The 19852-nt window shown below is 62.0% G+C and carries 13 protein-coding genes; 1 reads left to right on the forward strand and 12 read right to left on the reverse strand.

Annotated features, from left to right (window positions below):
* Positions 1-217: 217 nt before the first annotated feature.
* The 8 genes from aqpZ to V7M64_RS11900 form a co-directional block, all read right to left on the reverse strand.
* A complete protein-coding gene (aqpZ, locus tag V7M64_RS11865; protein WP_333679357.1) occupies positions 218-961 on the reverse strand; it encodes an aquaporin Z in 744 nt (247 codons plus the stop codon).
* Between the two features lie 545 nt (positions 962-1506).
* Positions 1507-1875 carry an HU family DNA-binding protein gene (locus tag V7M64_RS11870; protein ID WP_188794801.1) on the reverse strand — a complete coding sequence of 123 codons (369 nt, stop codon included), beginning with the start codon at positions 1873-1875 and terminating at the stop codon, positions 1507-1509.
* Positions 1876-2307: 432 nt separating this feature from the next.
* On the reverse strand, positions 2308-3060 hold the full coding sequence (locus V7M64_RS11875) for a sulfite exporter TauE/SafE family protein (protein ID WP_333679358.1): 753 nt from the start codon (positions 3058-3060) through the stop codon (positions 2308-2310).
* 310 nt (positions 3061-3370) lie between these two features.
* Positions 3371-3931 (reverse strand): cytochrome c, encoded by a 561-nt coding sequence (locus V7M64_RS11880; protein WP_333679359.1) that lies wholly within the window; start codon positions 3929-3931, stop codon positions 3371-3373.
* A gap of 8 nt (positions 3932-3939) precedes the next feature.
* Positions 3940-4719, reverse strand: coding sequence for a copper resistance protein B (locus tag V7M64_RS11885; RefSeq protein WP_333679360.1), 780 nt, complete (start codon positions 4717-4719; stop codon positions 3940-3942).
* Entirely contained in the window at positions 4716-6446 is a 1731-nt protein-coding gene (locus V7M64_RS11890; protein WP_333679361.1) for a copper resistance system multicopper oxidase, read from the reverse strand. Before V7M64_RS11890 ends, V7M64_RS11885 begins: the two co-directional genes overlap by 4 nt.
* A 62-nt stretch (positions 6447-6508) precedes the next feature.
* Positions 6509-6898, reverse strand: a complete 390-nt coding sequence (locus V7M64_RS11895) for a hypothetical protein (protein WP_333679362.1) — start codon at positions 6896-6898, stop codon at positions 6509-6511.
* A 367-nt stretch (positions 6899-7265) separates the two neighbouring features.
* Positions 7266-7613, reverse strand: a complete 348-nt coding sequence (locus V7M64_RS11900; RefSeq protein ID WP_333679363.1) for a hypothetical protein — start codon at positions 7611-7613, stop codon at positions 7266-7268.
* A gap of 137 nt (positions 7614-7750) precedes the next feature.
* Between V7M64_RS11900 and V7M64_RS11905 the strand changes: the two genes are divergently transcribed.
* Complete coding sequence (locus V7M64_RS11905; protein WP_333679364.1) at positions 7751-8680, forward strand: MBL fold metallo-hydrolase; 930 nt, start codon at positions 7751-7753, stop codon at positions 8678-8680.
* Between the two features lie 79 nt (positions 8681-8759).
* Here the strand turns inward: V7M64_RS11905 and V7M64_RS11910 are convergent, their stop codons facing one another.
* The 4 genes from V7M64_RS11910 to V7M64_RS11925 form a co-directional block, all read right to left on the reverse strand.
* Positions 8760-9110, reverse strand: coding sequence for a tRNA-binding protein (locus tag V7M64_RS11910; protein WP_333679365.1), 351 nt, complete (start codon positions 9108-9110; stop codon positions 8760-8762).
* Positions 9107-10396, reverse strand: coding sequence for an FAD-binding oxidoreductase (locus V7M64_RS11915; protein WP_333679366.1), 1290 nt, complete (start codon positions 10394-10396; stop codon positions 9107-9109). Before V7M64_RS11915 ends, V7M64_RS11910 begins: the two co-directional genes overlap by 4 nt.
* A gap of 556 nt (positions 10397-10952) precedes the next feature.
* Positions 10953-13310, reverse strand: a complete 2358-nt coding sequence (gene pbpC / locus V7M64_RS11920) for a penicillin-binding protein 1C (RefSeq protein WP_333679367.1) — start codon at positions 13308-13310, stop codon at positions 10953-10955.
* Between the two features lie 260 nt (positions 13311-13570).
* The gene (locus V7M64_RS11925; protein WP_333679368.1) at positions 13571-19660 is read right to left on the reverse strand and encodes an alpha-2-macroglobulin; all 6090 of its coding nucleotides are present in this window, start codon (positions 19658-19660) and stop codon (positions 13571-13573) included.
* Positions 19661-19852: the final 192 nt, after the last annotated feature.

Below are 19852 nucleotides of genomic sequence, written 5' to 3' on the forward strand. Positions count from 1 at the left end.
GCACGCATCGTTGGGGTTGGCGGGGTGAAATGCAAGGTGGCGAGCGGGGGTATTGCGGCCAAAAAATGGGATTTTGACGCGAACGGAGCGCAATCCCATGGCCGTCATTCCCGCGAAAGCGGGAATCCATTTGCTCTGATGCGAGACGCAAACTTGGATTCCCGCTTTCGGGAGATGACGACCGTGAATAGGGTTGCGTGCCTGCGCCGGAAACGAATCAGGCGTTGCTCACACCCGGCTGTGCACCCGCGGTCAGGCTTGGCTTGGCCACTTCCTCACCCAGCAGGAAGCGGAAGATCAGGCCGCCTGCTGCGCCGCCGAGCAACGGCACCACCCAGAACATCCACAGCTGGTGCAGCGCCCAGGTGCCCTGGAAAATCGCCACGCCGGTGCTGCGCGCGGGGTTCACCGAAGTATTGGTGACCGGGATGCTGATCAGGTGGATCAGCGTCAGCGCCAGGCCGATCGCGAGCGGGCCGAAGCCGGCGGGGGCGCGGCGGTCGGTAGCGCCGTGGATCACGATCAGGAACATCGCGGTGAGCACGAACTCGCTCACGATGCAGGCATGCAGCGAATAGCCGCCCGGTGAATGCTCGCCGTAGCCATTGGACGCAAAACCGCTGGCCGTGGCATCGAACCCCGGCTTGCCGCTGGCGATGACGTACAGCACCGCGGCAGCGGCAATGGCGCCGATCAGCTGCGCGACGATGTAAGGCACCACATCCTTGCCGCTGAAACGCCCGCCGAAGAACAAGCCCACGGTGATGGCGGGATTGAAATGCCCGCCGGAAATACCGCCCACGGCATAGGCCATGGTGACCACGGTAAGACCGAACGCCAGCGCCACGCCGGCGAAACCAATACCCAGATTCGGAAACGCCGCGGCCAGTACCGCACTGCCACATCCCCCGAACACCAGCCAGAATGTGCCGAACAATTCCGCGCAAAGTCGTTTGAACATAATCGTCGTCTCCCATGAATGAAACGGCAGCAACATTGCCACCGGTTTTTTGCGACGCCTTACGTCCCCTGCTTCCCCGCAAGCACATCCCTGCTTTCAACGTGGATAGCGCGTAAATACCATGCATCCCGGTTGAATGAAAGACACCGTTGATATCCACTCTGCGATGGCGCTGCCTGCGCATTGCTTCCCGTGAGTCCACCGAACATGCATGAATCCGACGAAGCACGGCTTTTGCACAACTGGCATCGCAATGCCGAGGCTGGACGCACGTGGTGCGCGATGGGTTGCTGGAAAGCCTGCGGCGGGTCACCGGCCAGGCCATCATCGGTGCCGTGCTGGATGGTTCATTAGGATGGTGGGCGCGTGTGCGAACTGCACGAGCCCGTGCATCCGCAAACCGGGCGGCCGGTATCCGTGGTTTTCATCGCGGAACGCCACGGCGTTTCGGAAGGCCAAACGTAAAACGGGATGCGCCACTTCGCAGCAACGCATCCCGTTGGTTTACGAAGCCGCTGCTTGGCACAACGGCTTTCAGGCGTGGATCAGAGCGCCGCGTCCTTGAGCTTCTTCAGCGGACGGATCTTCACCTTCACCGTGGCGGGCTTGGCCGCGAACCACTGCTCTTCCTTCGTGAAGGGGTTGACACCCTTGCGCCGCGGCTTGGCCGGCACATTGACAGCGGTGATCTTCAGCAGGCCAGGCAGGGTGAACATGCCGGCGCCCTTCTTGTGAACCGAGGCGTGCACCACACCTTCCAGTGCGGACAGAACGCCACGCACGTCCTTCGAAGCGAGGCCGGTGGTTTCTGCCAGGTGAGCAACCAGACCCGACTTGCTCAGCGCATCCTTGATCGGCTTCGGAGCGGCGGCGGCCTTGGACGCCGACTTGCCTTTTGCTGCCTTCTTTGCCATGGACTACCCCATCGTTTATTGAGTTGTTGAAATGTTTGCCTCTCGGCGAGCGAAATGTAGGCGAAATTTTCGCTCTCGCCAACTAGCAAGCGCAAAAAAAGCCCAAAAAGATGCTTCCGGTCAGTCCGCCCAGCGCAAAACGCCTATAGAAGCAAGCTTTTTGCCAGCATGTAGGGATGCTCTGATCTATTCCACGTGCCCGGCATGACGTCCAGAAGGCTCGCAGGACGTGCTGCGTGGCGCAGGGAAGGCTGACTGTCTTGGCAAGCCACGCGGCACGCCCTGCGGGCCTTCTGGACGTCACCCCATCATCAAATTCAAAACGTTGGGGCCGCACTGTATGCGCCTCGGTTTGCCACGCCGTCTAGACATACAACCACGTCGCGGCAAACCGAGGCGCGCATACAGTGCGGGACGGGTACGTGGAATAGATCAGAGCATCCCTATGGCCACCGCCACGATCACGAGGGCAAAAAGCATGCTAAGCGCACCGCGCATGCTGGCCAATTTATGCGCACCCCACGAGCCAAGCCATCCACCGGCGATGCCTCCGGCAACGAATTCCCATGCGACCGGCCACGCCACCCATCCGGACAAGGCATAGTTCAAAGCAGCCGTCATGCCGAACGCACCCACGCAGAACAGCGACGTGCCGACGGCTTCGAGGATGGATATGCCGCTGCCGAACAACAGTCCCGGCACGATCAGAAAACCACCGCCAATGCCGAAGAAGCCGGCCAGCCCACCGGCGCCAAAACCGATCGCGCCCAGGCGCTGGAACATGTGGCGACGCGGTTGGCTGGCGCTGTCGTAGCGATGCCTGCCACGCAGCATCAGCGCTGCGATCGCCAGCATCAGCAAGGCAAACAGGATGAGCAAGCGCCGCCCATCGATGATCTTGCCCAGGCTCGAACCCAGATAGGCGCCAATCACGCCCGCCGCCGCAAACGCAAAGGCGATGCGCCAACGCACATGGCCCGCACGGGCATGCGGAATCAGGTTGGCGAAAGCGTTGAGCGACACCGCCAGCGCACTGGTACCGATTGCCAGATGCGGATCCTTGAGGCCAACCACGTAAAGCAGCAGCGGCATGGCGATAATCGAACCGCCACCGCCGACCAAGGCGAGCGAAAAGCCGACCAGCGATCCGCATGCCACGGCAAGCACGTCGTGCGGAAGTAACAAGGCGGACCTCATCCCGTAGATTGGGTTGGCGCAGCGTAACCCAACCATGCTGCTCGACAACGTTGGATTGCCCCCGGATCAAGTCCTGTCTCTTGATTACATTTTTTTTCGTAATGTCATGCCCGCTGAAGACAGCCCCCTCTCCCTTTCGGGAAGAGGGCTGCACGTCCCCTCACCCTAGCCCCCTCCCCGAAGGGGAGAGGGAACTGGCTCCACGGGTTTGCTGGCTCTCCTGCGTGGCACCGGCAGCGCGCAAAAAAGTGATCAGGAGGCAGGAACCAAGTCCCAGGTAACCGAGTCTGCAAATGCGTCAATGCGCATGCATGTCCTGCATGTCGCCCTTGTCGTGGTCCATGTCCATGTCTTCATCCGGTGGCGCCTTGGCTACGATGTCCTTGTATTGCGCCGGCGTCATGCCATGCAGCTTGCGCACGAAAGCCACAATGCTCCAGAGGGTTTGATCATCGTGCGTGGCGCCCCACGCCGGCATCGCGGTCAGCTTGATGCCGTGCTTGATGATCCAGAACGCCTCGCGCGGATCGATCGGCTCCTTGCCGAGCACCGGCGGTTGCGGATAAAGGCCTGCACGCAGTTCCGAGTGGCTCATGCCTGGCGCTAGATGGCACTCGGTACACATGGCGGCGTACTGGCCGGCGCCTTTGAGGATCAACGCCTGGTCGTCCAGGTTGGGCACGCTGATCGATTGCGCGTGCTGCGCTATTGACCGGTTTCTTGCCATGCTCAAAAAGCGGTAAGTCGCCGGCGAATGCGGCACATCCGCGCCGATGTCGTAGTGGCCGGACCAGGCATAGGCGTACGCCAGCAGGGCCAGAATCACGAGGACGATAAACGTGCTGATGGCTGTTTTCATGGAGATTCCTAAAACCAGAAACGGATGCCGGCCACGAATTGCCGGTCGAACACAGGCTCGCGTTCCATGCGGGCGAACCCAGCCGTAGTACCGAAGCGGCGGGACCACACTACACCGGCATACGGTGCAAATTGCCGCGTTATCTCGTAGCGAAGGCGTAGCCCAAGTTGCGTATCCGACACGCCGCTGCCGAGGTGTCGTGCGGGGTCGGCCTTGCTGTAGAGATTGACCTCGAACTCCGGTTGCACCATGAGGCGCTGGGTGAAGCGCAAGGTGTACTCTGCGCGCAGGCGTCCCGCAAGGCGGCCCCCGTCGCTGGCATAGCCGGTGGCTTCCAGCTCAAGCCAGTAAGGCGCCAGCCCTTCCACGCCGAACGCCGCCCAGTTGCGCTGCGGGCCCACGCCCAGGTCGTGGCGGATGCCGAGTTGCGTATTCCAGAAGGCGGACGCCGCATGGCTCCATAACGCTTCCAGGTCGCCTTGCTCGATGCGCCTACGGCTGCCCTCCCCTTCGCTGCGCAGCCACAGTTTGTCGCTGTCATTGCCATACCACGCCTCGGCTTCCCATTGGAGACCATTACCGCCACGACCGTGCGTGTATTCCAGCTGGTCGACCAGCAGCATGCCGTAGCTGGCGCTGTCGTTCATGTCCATGTCCTGCATGGTCGGCGACGGCTCGTCGTGGTGGGCCATCGACAAGGCATCCTGCGCCTTGCCGATGCCCGGCATGGCGAGCGCCACGCATGCCAGCCATGCCGCTCGCTTGCTGATGGATGCGCGCGCGTTCATGCCACCACCACCTCGCGGAACATGCCCGATTCCATGTGGAACAGCATGTGGCAGTGATAGGCCCAGCGCCCCGGATTATCGGCCGTGACCGCATAACTGATCTGCTGCGCGGGCTGCACGGACACCGTGTGCTTGCGCACCTGGAAATCGCCATCGGCATTTTCCACCTCGCTCCACATGCCATGCAGATGGATCGGGTGATGCATCATGGTGTCGTTGATCAATACGATGCGCAGCCTTTCGCCATGGTTGAAGCGGATCGGCCTGGCATCCGAGAACTTCACGCCATCGAACGACCACATGTAGCGTTCCATGTTGCCGGTCAGGCGCAGCGTGATGTCGCGTTCCGGTTCGCGCTGGTCGATCGGGCCGCCAATGGTGTGCAGGTCGGCATAGGTCAGTACTCGCCGGCCGTTGTTGCGCAGGCCAACGCCGGGATCGTCCAGGTTGGTGCGTGGCGTGGGTACGCGCATGTCGACGCCGGGTCCGGTTTTCAGCTTGCCTTGGGGCTGATCATGCATGGCCATGCCCGGCATGTCCTGCATGTGATCCATGCCCTGCATGTCGTGATTCGCGTGGTCATCATGCGATGACATGTCACCCATCATGTCTTGCATGCCCAGCCACACTCGCCGGTCCATCGCCGGTAGCTCGCCTTCCATGCCGGGACGCGGCGCCAGCGTGCCGCGCGCATAGCCGCTGCGGTCGATGCTTTGCGCGAAGACGGTGTAGGCCCGGTCTGCATGCGGTTCGACGATCACGTCGTAGGTTTCGGCGGGAGCGATGCGGAATTCGTCGACCGGCACCGGCTCCACGTCCTGCCCATCGGCGCTGACTACGGTCATTTTCAGGCCGGGAATGCGCACGTCGAAGATCGTCATGCCCGAGCCGTTGATGATGCGCAGCCGCACTTTTTCACCGGGACGGAACAAGCCAGTCCAGTTGCCGGCCGGCGCCTGCCCGTTCATCAGATACGTATAGGTGTAGGCGGTGACGTCGCTGAGATCGGAAGGATTCATGCGCATCGCATTCCACATGCGGCGCTTGGCCAAGGCTTCGCGCAGGCCCATGTGCTGCGCGTCGCGAATCAGGTCCGCCACGGTTGGCTGGGCAGTGTTGTAGTAGTCGCTGCTTTTCTTAAGGCGCGCGTAGATGCTGGCGGGGTCATCGTCGCTCCAGTCGTTGAGCACGATGACGTGCTCACGGTCGGCAGGGAAACGTTCGCCGCCGGCGGGATCGATGATCAGCGCACCCAGCAGGCCGGTTTGCTCCTGGTAGCCCGAATGCGCGTGATACCAGTACGTACCGGACTGCCGCACGTCGAAGCGATAGACGAAGGTTTCGCCCGGCGCAATGCCGTCGAAACTGATGCCCGGCACACCGTCCATGTCGAACGGCAGAATGATGCCGTGCCAATGGATGGACGTTGGCACGCGCAGACGGTTGGTCACGCGCAGGCGAACCTGGCTGCCTTCTTTCCAGCGCAGGATCGGCCCCGGCAGGCTGCCGTTGACGGTCGTGGCGATGCTGCGCGTGCCGGTGAAGTTCACCGGCATCTCGCCGACGTGCAAGGCGAAGTCCGTGCCGGCCAGCACTGCGGAGTCGGCAACCGTCGCGCGTGCGGGCCGCAGCACGCCCAACGCAGCCGCGGCGCCTCCCACGGCGAGGCCCTGGACGAATCGGCGCCGCGCTACGTCGACCGCTGGCGGCGGGTAATACCTGTTCATGTGATGACTCCCAAGCTAATAAGACGGCCCGGCGCATGCGCCAAGCGATGGCATCAACGCCGTCAGACCGCGGGTGGCCGCAAGGGAGGAGCGAATTGGAGCGTGGGCGCGGCACTGCCGCGCAGAGGAATGGGAAGTGCAGCCAATCGCGCCGGGCCATGCAATGCTGGCACGCCAGGAAGCAACGCGGCGCTGCACATGGCATCGCAATGGCATGTAGCATGCGTGGTGTTACCGCAGCACTGATCAGCGTGATGGCCGTCCGTTGCGTCGGCATGCATGTCGTGGTCCGCCATCATCGATGCCATGGCTGCTGCGTTGTTGCCTTCGCCAGCCATCGTGTGCGCCGACACGGCTGGCAAGGATATCGCCATCAGCAACCATGCGAACATGGCCACGACGCGCAAAAGGCGCGAAGTGGCGAAGCGGTGCAGGCAGAATGATGCGGACATGGGTGCAAGCTTAGGGTTGGCACGTTGGCGGCTGCAACTCTGGAGCAGGTCCGGGCTTCGCTTGGTGTTGTTCTCGTAACCCATGGCCGTCATTCCCGCTTTCGCGCACTGCTGTCCGGGGAAATTTTTCACCGTTCTTGCGGGAAACCTAAAAACGACGTCATTCCAGCGAAAGCTGGAATCCAGCGACTTGAAAATCTGCAAAGGCACTGGATTCCAGCTTTCGCTGGAATGACGAGCTGATGGCACTGAATTTCCATGGGAAATTTTCGATGCAGGGTGCTATGCCCGCGCATTTCTGAAGAACTTCATTTTCCCCGGACAGCGGTGCTCTTTCGCGGGAATGACGGCCATGGGTATGGATCCTCTACTTCACGACATTCGCCTGGCTGTAGCCCATGTACAGCCCGATCTTGTCGCCCGCTTTCAGATTCACCATCGACGCCGGCGGAAAATGCACGCGCAGCGCCATGCCCTCAGCCGTCACATCCACGATGCCGGTCTTGGGATCGGCATGCGTGACCGTCGCCGGCATATTGTGCATGCCATGCATGTTGACCATGTCATGGGTCTTGGCGGCATGCGTCATGCTGACGCCGGCATCCTGCCCTTGGCCAGGCGTCGAACCAGGCGGCGGCTGATCTTGCGCCGTGGCGGTGGCCATGCCACCCATGCTCAACAAACAGGCTGAAAGCAGGATCGAACTCGCATGCATGATGGTTTCTCCTCATGGCGGCTACCTGGCCTTGCCATTATCCGAACGAGAACGTTCAGGGAAACTGAAATTCCGGTTTCGCGCCATGGCTTGAGCGCAAGCGCCGTATAGTTGGCCTTTCGACTTCAACGCCCATCATGACTTCCCACGGCATCCATACCATCGACACCGGTTTTGTGCGGCCAAAGTTCGACGCGGCCTATTTGCTGGTTCACAACGGCCATGGCGCCTTTATCGACTGCGGCACCAACCATTCCGTGCCGCGCCTGCTGGGCGCGCTTGCTGATGCCGAACTGGATGCGTCGCACGTCGACTGGCTCATTCTTACCCACGTGCATCTGGATCACGCGGGCGGCGCGGGTGAACTGATGGCGCGGTTGCCGAAGGCCAGGCTGGTGGTGCATCCACGCGGCGCGCGGCATATGGCCGACCCGTCGCAGTTGTGGGCCGGCGCGATGGCGGTGTATGGCGAGGAGGTCATGGAGCGGGCGTACGGGCGACTCCGTCCGGTGCCGGCAGAACGCATCGTGGAAGCGCCGGATGGGCACATCGTGGATTTGCGGGGACGCCCATTGCGCTGCCTGGATACGCCGGGACATGCCAGGCATCACATGGCGATGTACGACGAGCAGGCCAACGTGTGTTTTACCGGCGATACGTTTGGTCTCTCCTATCGCGAATTCGATACACCGCAAGGTCCGTTCATCCTTCCCACCACCACGCCGGTGCAGTTTGACCCGCAAGCCTTGCATGCATCAATCGATCGGTTGCTGGCGCTGAAGCCACAAGCGATGTATCTCACGCACTTCGGGCGGGTCGAACATGTCGAACGACTTGCCGGCAAGCTGCACGCGATGATCGACGCGATGGTGGCGATTGCGCTTGATGCGCGGGAGTCAACCGATCGGCATGCGCAACTGGTGCATGCATTGACGCAGCTGTATGCGGAGCGTACGGCGGAACATGGCTGGCAGGGCGATCGCGAGGCGCTGGTGCATTGGCTGGGGACGGATATTGAGCTCAATGCGCAGGGCTTGGGTGTTTGGTTGGATCGCAGGTCCGGGTGAGCGGAACGCGCACCCGACATTGCAGGTGCTTGCAGGCCACGTTGAGGTTCAGCTGCATATCACCCCGTACGCGATCGCTTCAGGCCAGCCTCGTACCATTGGGCACCGGGCGCTCGATGCTGGTAATCACTACACCCTGTTCGGTGTGAAATCCGGTCAGCAGGAACTGCGAACGAAATGGTCCGATCTGCTTTTCCGGAAAATTGATCACGCCCACGATCTGCCGGCCGACCAGCTCTTCCGGTGTGTAGAGCGCCGCAATTTGCGCACTGGTTTTACGCTCGCCATAGGGGCCGAAATCCGCCCACACTTTAAGCGCCGGTTTGCGTGCTTCAGGGAAAGGTTCGACGCGGGTGATCGTGCCTGCCACGATCAGCACTTTTTCAAAATCTGCCCAGCTGATGTCTTGCGCGGCTGCTTGTTCGCTCATCCTTCCAGACTCGTCTTGAACCAATCGTTGAATTCCTGCCACCAATAGCTGGCTTGCGCTGCCAGTAAACCGAAGGGCTTGTAGGCATGCGCAAGCCCATAGACGGCAAACTGCTGCCAATCTTCACTACTTTCGGCGACGGCCGCCGCCAGCAATTCGCCCGCGGCGCAGGTAGGGGCCAAGCCGTGGCCGCCGAATGCCTGCGCCCACCATAAGCCCTCGCCATCGGTGCCGATCTGCGGCATCTGGTGGCGGGCATAGCTCATCAAGCCAGACCAGGCGTAGTCGACGCGGGTGCCTTTGACGGCCGGGAAAACGCGTAGCAGGTCGCGCGTCAGCACGCGCTGCACGGCGGAAGCGGAACGGTTGCGGATCGATATGCGTCCGCCCCACAGCAATCGCGTATCGCGCAAGGGCCGGTAGTAATCGAAAGCAAAGCGGGAGTCATAGATGGCGGCGCGTGTTTGCAGGCATTCGTCCAATCTGTCGCCCAAGGGCTCGGTCACCATTACGTAGGTGGCGATGGGCAACACGGCACGATCGATCGGCCGGTGCAAGCCGGCGAGGTAGCCACCGCAGGCAAGCACCACGTGCTCCGCCTGCAACTCGCCTTGCGGCGTGCTGATCTGCCAATGGCTGCCTTCGCGCCGCAGTCGCCAGACATCGCTGTTTTCGTGTATGCGCACGCCCTGCCCGGTTGCCGCCGCCGCGAGCCCGATGGCGTAATTCAGGGGATGCAGGTGCAGTGCATTGCGTTCGTAAAGTCCGTCGTAATAGCGCTCGCTGCGCACGATTTCGCGCAGCTCTTCCTGCGGCAGCCACTCCCAGTGCACGCCGTAGTGCTCGGCCAACAGGCGCTGCCGTTTGCGCAATACGCTGGGATCGCGAAACCAGTTGGCCCAGATCACACCCTGATCGACCATGTCGCAGTCGACGGCATAACGGGCGACGCGTTCGCGTATGCGCTGCACTGCGGCGGTGGTGAGATCGAAGATGCGCCTGGCGCGCTCCGCACCCAGTTGCTGGTGCAAAGCCTCCTCGCCCAGCGAATAACCGCCGAATACGAAACCGCCATTGCGTCCCGATGCACCGAAACCGATCTGCTCGCGTTCCAATAGCACCACGTCGCGCACGCCGCGCTCGGCCAGCCCAAGCGCGGTATTCAGGCCGGCAAAACCGCCGCCGATGATCGCCACGCGCGTTTCTTCGCGCCCTTGCAGCGGCGCATAAGGTTCATACGGCGTGGCCGTGGCGCGGTAGTAGGACTGCACCGGGCGTTGCTTCATGAGTGATGAAAAACCGGGCGGTTAAGGCGTTGAGGATAACGCAGTTTGACAGCTGTCCTGGGACTTGCGGATTTACGCACTGAAAATGGCCTGTGGTAGGTTAACTCTATGCCAAACGTCATCCAAGCCAAACGCCCAAATGCGGTGTTCCATGTCGAGGTCATTCATGCACTCGCTCAAGACGAAAACGAGCAGACCATGTAGGTGGCAATATGCGATGGCTTGCATTTGGTTACTGAGCATTCCAGCTACGACGGCCTGATCGAGCGCGTTTGGGAAATTGCCTCCGGAATTGGCGAAACACAACCAACCAGGCATTGATGTTGCGACCATGCGGCTGCACACCGCCAACGGCATTCTCAAGCAAGCGGGCATCGACAAGAAATTTTGACGCCTTAGCGACGCCAAGTTGCTGCGTCGGCAGGATTACTCCAAACCAAGCATGTAACTCCATGGCCGTCATTCCCGCGAAAGCGGGAATCCATCTTCGCTCTTGCATCAGGGCAAATGGATTCCCGCTTTCGCGGGAATGACGGCCAAGAGGTTACGTACGGCGCTATTCGACCAGCGTTATATCCAGGATGCGCTGATCCGCCTGCCCATGATCGTCCACTACGCGCACGGTGTAGCGTCCTGCTCCATGCGGCTGCCAATACAACGGCTCGCCGGGCGTGCTGCGGCCGACATACGCATCGTCCACGAACCAGTACAAACCACGCACGTCCGCATCATTGGTCGCGGTAAACGGAATGCGCTCTTCGGCGAGTTGTTTCAGGCGCAAGGTGTAGGCGCTGCTGCGCAAGGGTGATGTGATGCTTGGCGGCAAGCCGCTGATGCGTTCGCTGCCGTTGCATTCGGGATTTACCGGTGGGCGGCGGCGTGGCATGCCGGCTTGTTCGAATACGCGCTGCAGATCGGAGGGCCAGAACTCGTAGACCTCGACGTGCGTGTGCTTTTCGTCGAACGGCGGGCAAGCCGGCTTGCCGGTCGCATCGTCCATCACTACGGGGCGATAGATGCTGTCGACCCGGATGGGCGATTTGCCGGGAATGAACCAGGTCATGCCGGTTTGCGGGCACCATTGCGTCGGCAGGTTGCCGCTGGCCAGGCAGATCTGCACGCGCTTGAGGTTGGCCGGCATGGCGCGGATCGGTTCGTTCAGCGGCACGTGCTCGGCACGCAGCGCGTCGATGATCTGGAAAAACAACGGCGCGGCCGCTTCCACGCCGACGAACGCGGGATTGCCGCTGCCGTCGAAATTGCCGATCCATACCACCAGCACGTACGGTCCGACATTGCCGGCCGTCCACGCATCGCGAAAGGCCCATGAGGTACCGGTTTTCCACGCCACCGGCATGCGCAGTGCTTGCGATCCGATCACCTCGTCCGGCCGCGGATTCTGGCGCAGGATATCCGTGACCATGTAGCTGGCTGCATCACTCAATAACCGCGTGCCTTCTTGCTGCGGATCGTCGGTGCGCAGGCGCAAGGGACGCAGCACGCCGCGATTGGCGAGCATGGCGTAAAGACCGGCCAGCTCCTGCATGCTGACCTCGCCGCCGCCAAGCACCAGCGACAGGCCGTAATGCTGCTCGCTGGCCAGGCGGCTGACGCCTGCCTGCTGCAGGAAATCGTAGAGGGTGGGCTGGTGTAATTGCGAAGCGACCCACACGGCTGGGATGTTGCGGCTGCGGATCAACGCTTGCGTGGCCGTGATCGGACCTAGGAAATTGCCGTCGAAGTTTTCCGGTGTATAGGGACCGAATGAGGTCGGCACGTCGCGCAGCACGGTTTGCGGATGCAGCACGCTTTGATCGAAACCCAACGCGTAGATGAAAGGCTTCAGTGTGGAACCCGGCGAGCGTTTCGCCAAGGTGCCGTTGACCTGCCCTTGAATGGCGGCATTGCGGTAGTCGGCCGAACCGACCATGGCCTTGATACCCATGTCGCGGGTATCGACCAGCACCGCCGCCGCGTTGGTGATGCCGACGGATGCCTTGCGCTGCACGTACAGCGCGATCTGCCGTTCCAGGATGCGTTGCAGACCGAGATCGAGCGTGGTGGTTACCACCGCGCTGCGCGTGTTGTCGTTCAACTGTTGCGCGGCCAGGATCTGGTCGACGGCATGCGGCGCTTCGAACGGCAAACGACTGCGCGGGCGAAGTGCAAGCGGCAGTGCGAACAGTGATGTCAGGCTGGCGTCCTGCGGGTGCTTGGACAGCCATGCCCGGTACAGGCGATTGCGTGCATCCGCCAGACCATGGCTGATCAAGGTGTTGTTTGCTCCCTCGCCGGTAAGCAAGCGGCGCGAGGGGTTTTGCGGAATGACCGCCAGCGTCAAGGCTTCGGGCAAGGTAAGTTGGCTGGCCGGCTTACCGAAATACACCAGGCTCGCGGTGGCGACGCCCTGCACGTTGGCACCATACGGCGCGAAGTTGAGATACGCCTCGAGAATGTCGTGCTTGGAATAGAACAGCTCCAACTGCACCGCGCGCGCGATCTGGCGCAGCTTGCCCAGCGGCGTGCGTGTGTTGAGCTTCCACAGCAGGCGCGCCAATTGCATCGTGACGGTGGAACCGCCTTGCGGCGAGCCGCGCCTTGCATAGGTGATCCAGGCGCCGCGCAACAATCCATAGGGATTGAAGCCGGGATGCCACGCATACCAGCGATCCTCGTGCAGCAGCACGCCATCGACCAGTTGCGGGGAAATGTCTTTCAGCGGCACCCACAGGCGATATTGCTGGTCGCTGGCGAGGGTGAGGCGCAGCAGATGGCCTTTGCTGTCGTAGACGGCGGTGGAGGAAGGCTGCCAGCTGCGCAATGGCGGGTGTGGCCACAGCCGACAGCCGAACAGCACAATCAACAAGAGTGCGGCGGCGACGAGCCAGTTCTGCCAGCGGTGGAGCCAGTGCAACAGTGCGATGCGAACATTGGAAAATTTTTGATTCACGAATAAAAAAAGGAGCTATGCAACCGCGAAGACCAGCTCCCTCTCCCCTCCGGGGAGAGGGTTGGGGTGAGGGGCGAATCTCGCGTAATGCCTATTCAGGGCAAAAACCAAAGAATGTTTTGCACGCATCAATGAGTTTTCCGGCAAGCCTTTCCCCTCACCCCGGCCCTCTCCCCGGAGGGGAGAGGGAGCGATATCGCGGAAGTGGGACATGCTCTGTGCCGTCAAGGCGTCTCCACCACCTTCACCGACTTCCCGCCCGCCGAGCGCGCCTGCAACGTGCGCTCGTACATCGACTCGGCATACGCCGGCGGCACCACGAACGTACCCGCATTGGTGGCCCGGATGCGATACACGAACTCGCGCACGTCCGGCGTGGCTTCGCCATAGATCACCACGCGATCCTCGCGAATATCCGCGTACTCCGGTTGCCAGGTCGATTGCGACAGACCGATCGGCGAACGCCAGGCCGGCGGCGCGCTGGTGTTGCTGTCCTGGCTGTTGTCGTCGCTGGCATTGTCGGCGCCGGAACTGTCGCTGTTCTGTGCAGCGTCCACGGCCGGCGGCGGTTCGATTACCGGCTCGAAGCCGCCGGGTAGCAGATCCACGATCGCGACGTTGCCGACGGCATCGCTGCCGGTGGCGCGGATCTTCACGTGCACGTCGATCTCTTCGCCGAGGTTCACCGTGTCGAGCGGCTTGCCTTGCGCATCGGTGTACTCGCGAATGATTTCCAGGCCGTTGGCGATCGCCTTGTCCGGCTGCACGCGGTCGTAGCCGCTCTGGCTGGCGACGCGCCATGCCGGCAGGTCACTCTGGTTGACGAAGCGCAGCTTGGTGGCGGCGGCATCCCAGCTGCCGGCCTGCAGCAGGTTGCCCTGGATGCTGGAGATGGCCTTGACGCTGCCATCGGCATGCACTTCCTGGATGCCCAGCTTATCCAGCTCGCCGCCGGTTTGGCCGGCGTAGCTGTCCAATGCCAGGATCGTCATCGACGACGACAGCGTGTTGTAGTCGTCGTGCGCCAGCGGCCAGGCGATGTTCTCGAACACGCGCGCCGGCAACGCCTTGGCGCGTTCGGGGAAGTGCTTGGACAGCAGGTACAGCACGCTCGCATCGCGCACCAGCGGATCGTAGTAATAGCCGTAGCTGAAAGCCTGGTCAGGCTTGGAGCGCGTCAGTACCTGCTCCGGGCCGGCCATCAAGCGATTGGCCTCGTCGTCCTGCTTGAGCAGCTTGTACGACGCAGCCAGCCACGCCGCGGCGAGGTCGTTCTTCCATGCCTTGGGATATGCCTCCTGCAGGCGCTTCTGGATCGCGGCGAGGGCATTGGTGGTGACGTTGCCCTGGCGCGTCAGCAGGTACGCCGCATAGGCGCGCTGGCGCAGCAGCTCCAGCGAATCCATGCCGTCGTTGGCGGCCAGCTGCTGCAGGTACTTGTTGCCGGCATCGAGCATGTCCTGCGGCACGGCGGTGCCACGGTCACGCGCTTCGAGCAGGAAGTTCATCGCGTAAGCGGAAACGAACGGCTGCGAATCAGGCGTGGCCGCCCACCGGCCGAAACCGCCTTCGCTGTTCTGGCGCGAGTGCAGCACGTCCACCCATTTGCCGAGCGCATCCTGGTTGCTGATCTTCTTCGCATCCTCGCCGCCGAAGGCCGGTTGCAAGGCATGCGCGAACACTGGCACCTGCGGCCACTTGCTGACGATCAGGCGCGGCATGGCCATGCTCACCACCTGCTCGCTGCAGTAGTGCTGGTAGTTGACCAGGTAGCTGGTGATGCCCTGCGCAAGCACGATCGGCAACGGCGAGATCGCCGCATCACGCGCCGCATAGGCATCGAACATCTGCCGCAAGGGCGAGACCTCCGCCCGGCTGCGCGTGAACACCTGGCCGACGTCGACCTGGGTGCGATACGCCGCGGCCGGCCGCACCGATACATCGACGGCCTGATGCGCCGATTTACCGGCATACGCGGCGGTGAACGCGAGATGGCCGGAGCCCAGCTTGTCGGTCGCCTTGACGCGGAACTTCACCACGCCTTCGTGCATGTCCGCCAAGTTGATGTTCTGTGTCGCCGCGCCAACCACTTGCAGTTGCGGACCAGTCTCAAGGCTCACCGCTATCGGCACTTGCTTGCCGCCCAGGCCGGTGAGGTTGTTGGCAACACCGACGCTCACTTCCACTTCGTCGCCGGGCGCCAACGTAGTGGGCACGTTGGGCGAGAGCACGAAATCGCCGCGCACCGTGGTGGCGCCTTCAAACGTGCCGACGCGATCCGGCGACACCGCCACCGCCATCACGCGCAGCTTGCCGTTGAAGTAATCGGGCACGGTATAGGTGAAGTCCTTGTCGCCGTCGACGTCGACAATGCCCGACCAATACACCACCGGCTTGTCGCGCTTTCGCTTGAACGGATTGAGCTGGCGGCTGATCGCCGCATCCGCATCGCCACCCGGTGCTGCCGCCAAGGCCATGAGCTTCTCGAAATCCGGCAGGATCAGGTCGAGAATCTGCGAGGTCTGCACCTCAAGCATCTTCTTGCGGAAGAAGAACTTCAGCGGATCGCCCAGCTTGTAGCGCGCCACCTGCAGAATGCCTTCGTCCACCGCAAACACCACCGCCTTGGCGGGATGGTCGGCGTGCAGGTGGAAGGTGACGTTGTCGCCGGGTTTCACCAGCGCGGGCGAGTCGACCTTGATCGCATCGCGGCGCGCATCCAGGTTGACCGAGAATGGCACCACGCCATAGCTCAGCGGGCTCATGAAGATTTCATCCGACGAGGGGTCGCGGATGAATTGCACGTTGATGTAGCCGTTGCCTTCGAAGTCCTTCGGAATGGTGATCTGCTGCACCGAGCTGGTGGTGTCGGCATGGAACCATGCATGCGCGTACACCTTGTCGCGCTCGATGGTGATCAGGCCGCTGCCCACGTACGGCGCATGCACGGAAATGCTGACCGTGTCGCCGGGGTTGTAGTCGGGCTTGTCCAGCGTGAGTTGCAGTTCCGCGTTGCGATCGAGCGAGCGCGACACGTTGGCGTCGCCGGCCACGGAGTAACTGACGCGATTGACTTCCACGCGATCACTGCCGCGCAGGATCACCAACGCGTAATTGCCCGGCTTGTCGGTGGGCAGCGTGTAATCCATGCCGCCACTAGCAATGCTCAGCGGCTGCTCGGTGATCGGAATTTCCTTGAGCTTGGATTCGTATTTGTAGACGCCTGAATCCTGCTTGGTCAGCACGGAGACGTAGCGCCGTTCGATCAACTGCGCCTTGAGGCCATCGAGCTTGATCGATTTGGCTTGTGGATCGATCGCCACCAGGCGCACTTTGCGCACCGCGTTGCGGCTGACGTAATCCAGGTCGTCGTCGCTGCGATAGCCGATCAGCCAGTCATTGCTCGATACCAGCGATTGGGTGGCAGCAGCCACGCTGCGGCCGCCTTCGGGCTCATGCGCCTTGACCAGGAAGTACAGCTGATAGGTGGCATCGGCGTATTTCTTCAGATCCAGGTCGAATTCGGTATGGCCTTTGTCGTCGGTCTTGCCGTCCTGCAGGTTTTCCTCATAGCCGTCCTTGGCGCGGCGGACGTCGTAGAAGTGATAGTCGGGCCAGCTATGGAATGAGGGCCACGCAGGACGCAAGGTAAGCGAAGCTTCCACGCGGCGGTCTGCGGCTGGCGTGCCGAACAGGTTCTGCGCATCGACCAGGCCTTTGAGGCCATCAGGCTTCACCCAACCTTCGGCGACCTGGCTGGACAGCTTGGCGCTGACCTTCATGCGGTCTGGCTGGAATTCCTTCACTTGCACGGTGGTGCTGCCGATCTGCGTATCGGCGTTGCCGTCGCGCACGATGTAGAGGTTCACCGTCCACGTGCCGGTCGGTGCGGTTTCCGCCGTCGTATAGGTGAGTTCGCCGAAGCCGGAATTGTCCATCGTCAACGGCAGCTGCTTCACCGTCACGCCGCGCGGATCGACCACCTGGGCCTGCAGCGGGATGCCTGCGACGTTGCGCAGCCAGCTTGCCGCCCTCACGATCAGGCCGATATGGATATCGTCGCCCGGACGATAAATACCCCGATCGGAGAACAGATAAGCGGAAAGCGTGCCGGGATTGACCGAACTGGCATCGCCACCGATATCGAAGCGCGAGTAGTCCAGTTGCCGGTCGCTGCCACCGATCGGCAGGAACGACAGATCATCCGCCTTCCTCACCACGTACATAGCGGGGCGCTTGTCGCGATCCAATCCCTTGAAGGTGGGGAAATGCACGGCGCCGTCGGCGCCGGTGTCCTGCGTAAACAGCGTCTGGCCATTGACCGCCAATACGGACACGGTGGCGCCCGCCACCGGCTGGCCGGTGCGGATCGACTGCACGAACACGTCCTGGCTGCCGTCCAGTGCGCGCTTCACCAGCATGCCCAGGTCGGTGACGACGATCAGGCGGCTGTCTTGCGCGTTGGAGACATCTTCGCTGTCGGATGCATCGTTCGAACCGTCGCTGGAAGAGCTGTTGTCGGCATCGTCATCCGGCTTTGCACCGGCCGGCGGCGGCGCGATGCCCTGTTTTGCCAGCGCCTTGGCCTTGGCTTCCTGCTCGGCCTGCTTCTTGGCCTGGGCCGGATCGAAGCCATACAGATGCAGCAGGAACACGCCGCGCTTGCCGGATTGCAGGTACTGCCCGAGGTCGACGCCTTCGTAGTGGGCATGCGCGGGATCGCCGGAGGGGAAGGCACGCTTCATTTCGAAGCGATCGACGATATGTTCTTCGCCGAAGTCATACGGCAATTGCGGATGCTTGTAATCGCCCTGGTTGAGGCTGACCAGATGCTGCAGTTGATCCGGCAGCACGCGGCCAATCACCAGGCGCATGCCCGTCATGTTGCGCGATACCACGGAAACGCGCTTGCTGCCGCTCATGGAAAGCAGCGAGCCATCGGCCATGAAACGGAGCAGCTTCGGGTAATCCGGCACGGTGACCACCGCGCTCGCCGGTTTGCCCAATACGTAGCCGCCGAAGGATTTCAGGCCCTTGCCGATGCGTACGTAGATGCGCTGGCCGGGATCGGCGTGGAACTTGAAGCTTTGCAGTTCCTGATAGTCGTTTTCCGTCGGCACCATTTCGAGCGGCAACGGCTTGGCGCTGCGCAGAGTGTCTTCACCGACCTCATCTGCACTCCAGGGATAATTGCCTTGATCCGGGTTGTCGTCGCTTTCGTTGTTGTCGTCGTCGCCTTCTTGCTTGGCGACGTGCGGCTTGCGCGCCGGCAACACCCAGGCATGCACCAGCGACGCCACGTCGCTATCGCGCACCGCGCCGCTGAGATTGATCACCATCACCTGTTCGGGTTCGTATTTGTCGTTGTCGACCAGGGTGGGACTGACGTCGTTGACGGCAAGGCTGTACAGGCCCGGCACGCGCACGCTGGTTTGCAGCTTGTCGTCCGTACCGTTGCCGCCGCGCGAGCTGCGCACGCCGCTGTCGAGCGCAAGCGACACCGCACCGTCATCGCGCGGCAACGCGAGCGGCTGCGAGTGAATCCATGCATGCAGCTTGTTGGGATCGTAGGTAACGCTGAATTTCAGTGGTGTCGATGAGGTATCGCCCCGCCCGGCCAGGCTCAGCGCGATACGCTTTTCAAATTGGGCGGGGTCCACCGGATAATTGAAATCCACCTGGATGATGGTTTTCTTGGCGGTGGGATCCTGCGGATCCTGATAGAACTCGCCTTTGCCCAACTGCGCCTTGAACGGCTGGGTATCGAATTGGACCTGGTCGTCCGCCATCAGCACGTGATGGGCGAAGGCTTTCGGGATATCGAAGCGAATTTTGTAGTGCTGCCCAACCGGCCAGTCGGTGGCAGGTGTGAAGCGCAGCGTCTTGTCATCCACCCACGTCCACTGGCCATTCGCCTGCGGTTGCATGGTGATGCCATCAGTTACCTGCTTGCCGACCAGCTCGATCGGCGCGGCAGAGGCGGAAAAGACCAGCTCCAGCGGACGGATGCTTGGCGGTTGCCTGGTGTAGTCGGTGATCTCCGGCGCATTGACCGTCCATGTGATCCGCACCGGTTCATGCGGACGCGGCCGATGCTTGTACCACTGCCAGCCGAACCATCCAGCGCCTGCGACGATCGCAACCGCGGCCACGATGCCAAGCGAGTGCAGCGGCCGGCGCCGCACCGCATGCATCCATCCGGGCGCTGACCAGTTCACCTGGCCGACCAGCGGGCTGAGCAGCCATCCCAGCGCGATCACGATACCGCGCAGCAGACGCACCGGGAGTAAAAGCAGAAACCGCAGCAAATCCATAATGCCATCCCATGTTCAATCCGTTAGGCAACCCGGCGGACATGCCCGCCGGGCGTTCTTAAATTCGCGGGGAGGCCTTATGCCGTACGCATAAAGCGGGTGAGAAACAGGATTTCCCCATGCATAGGCTGCCGTAAGGAGATGGCAGCTTGCGGTCAGGATTCTGGCACGATTCGGTGATGGCGTGGCAGT

Source organism: Dyella sp. (assembly GCF_036746095.1).
GTDB lineage: Bacteria > Pseudomonadota > Gammaproteobacteria > Xanthomonadales > Rhodanobacteraceae > Dyella_B.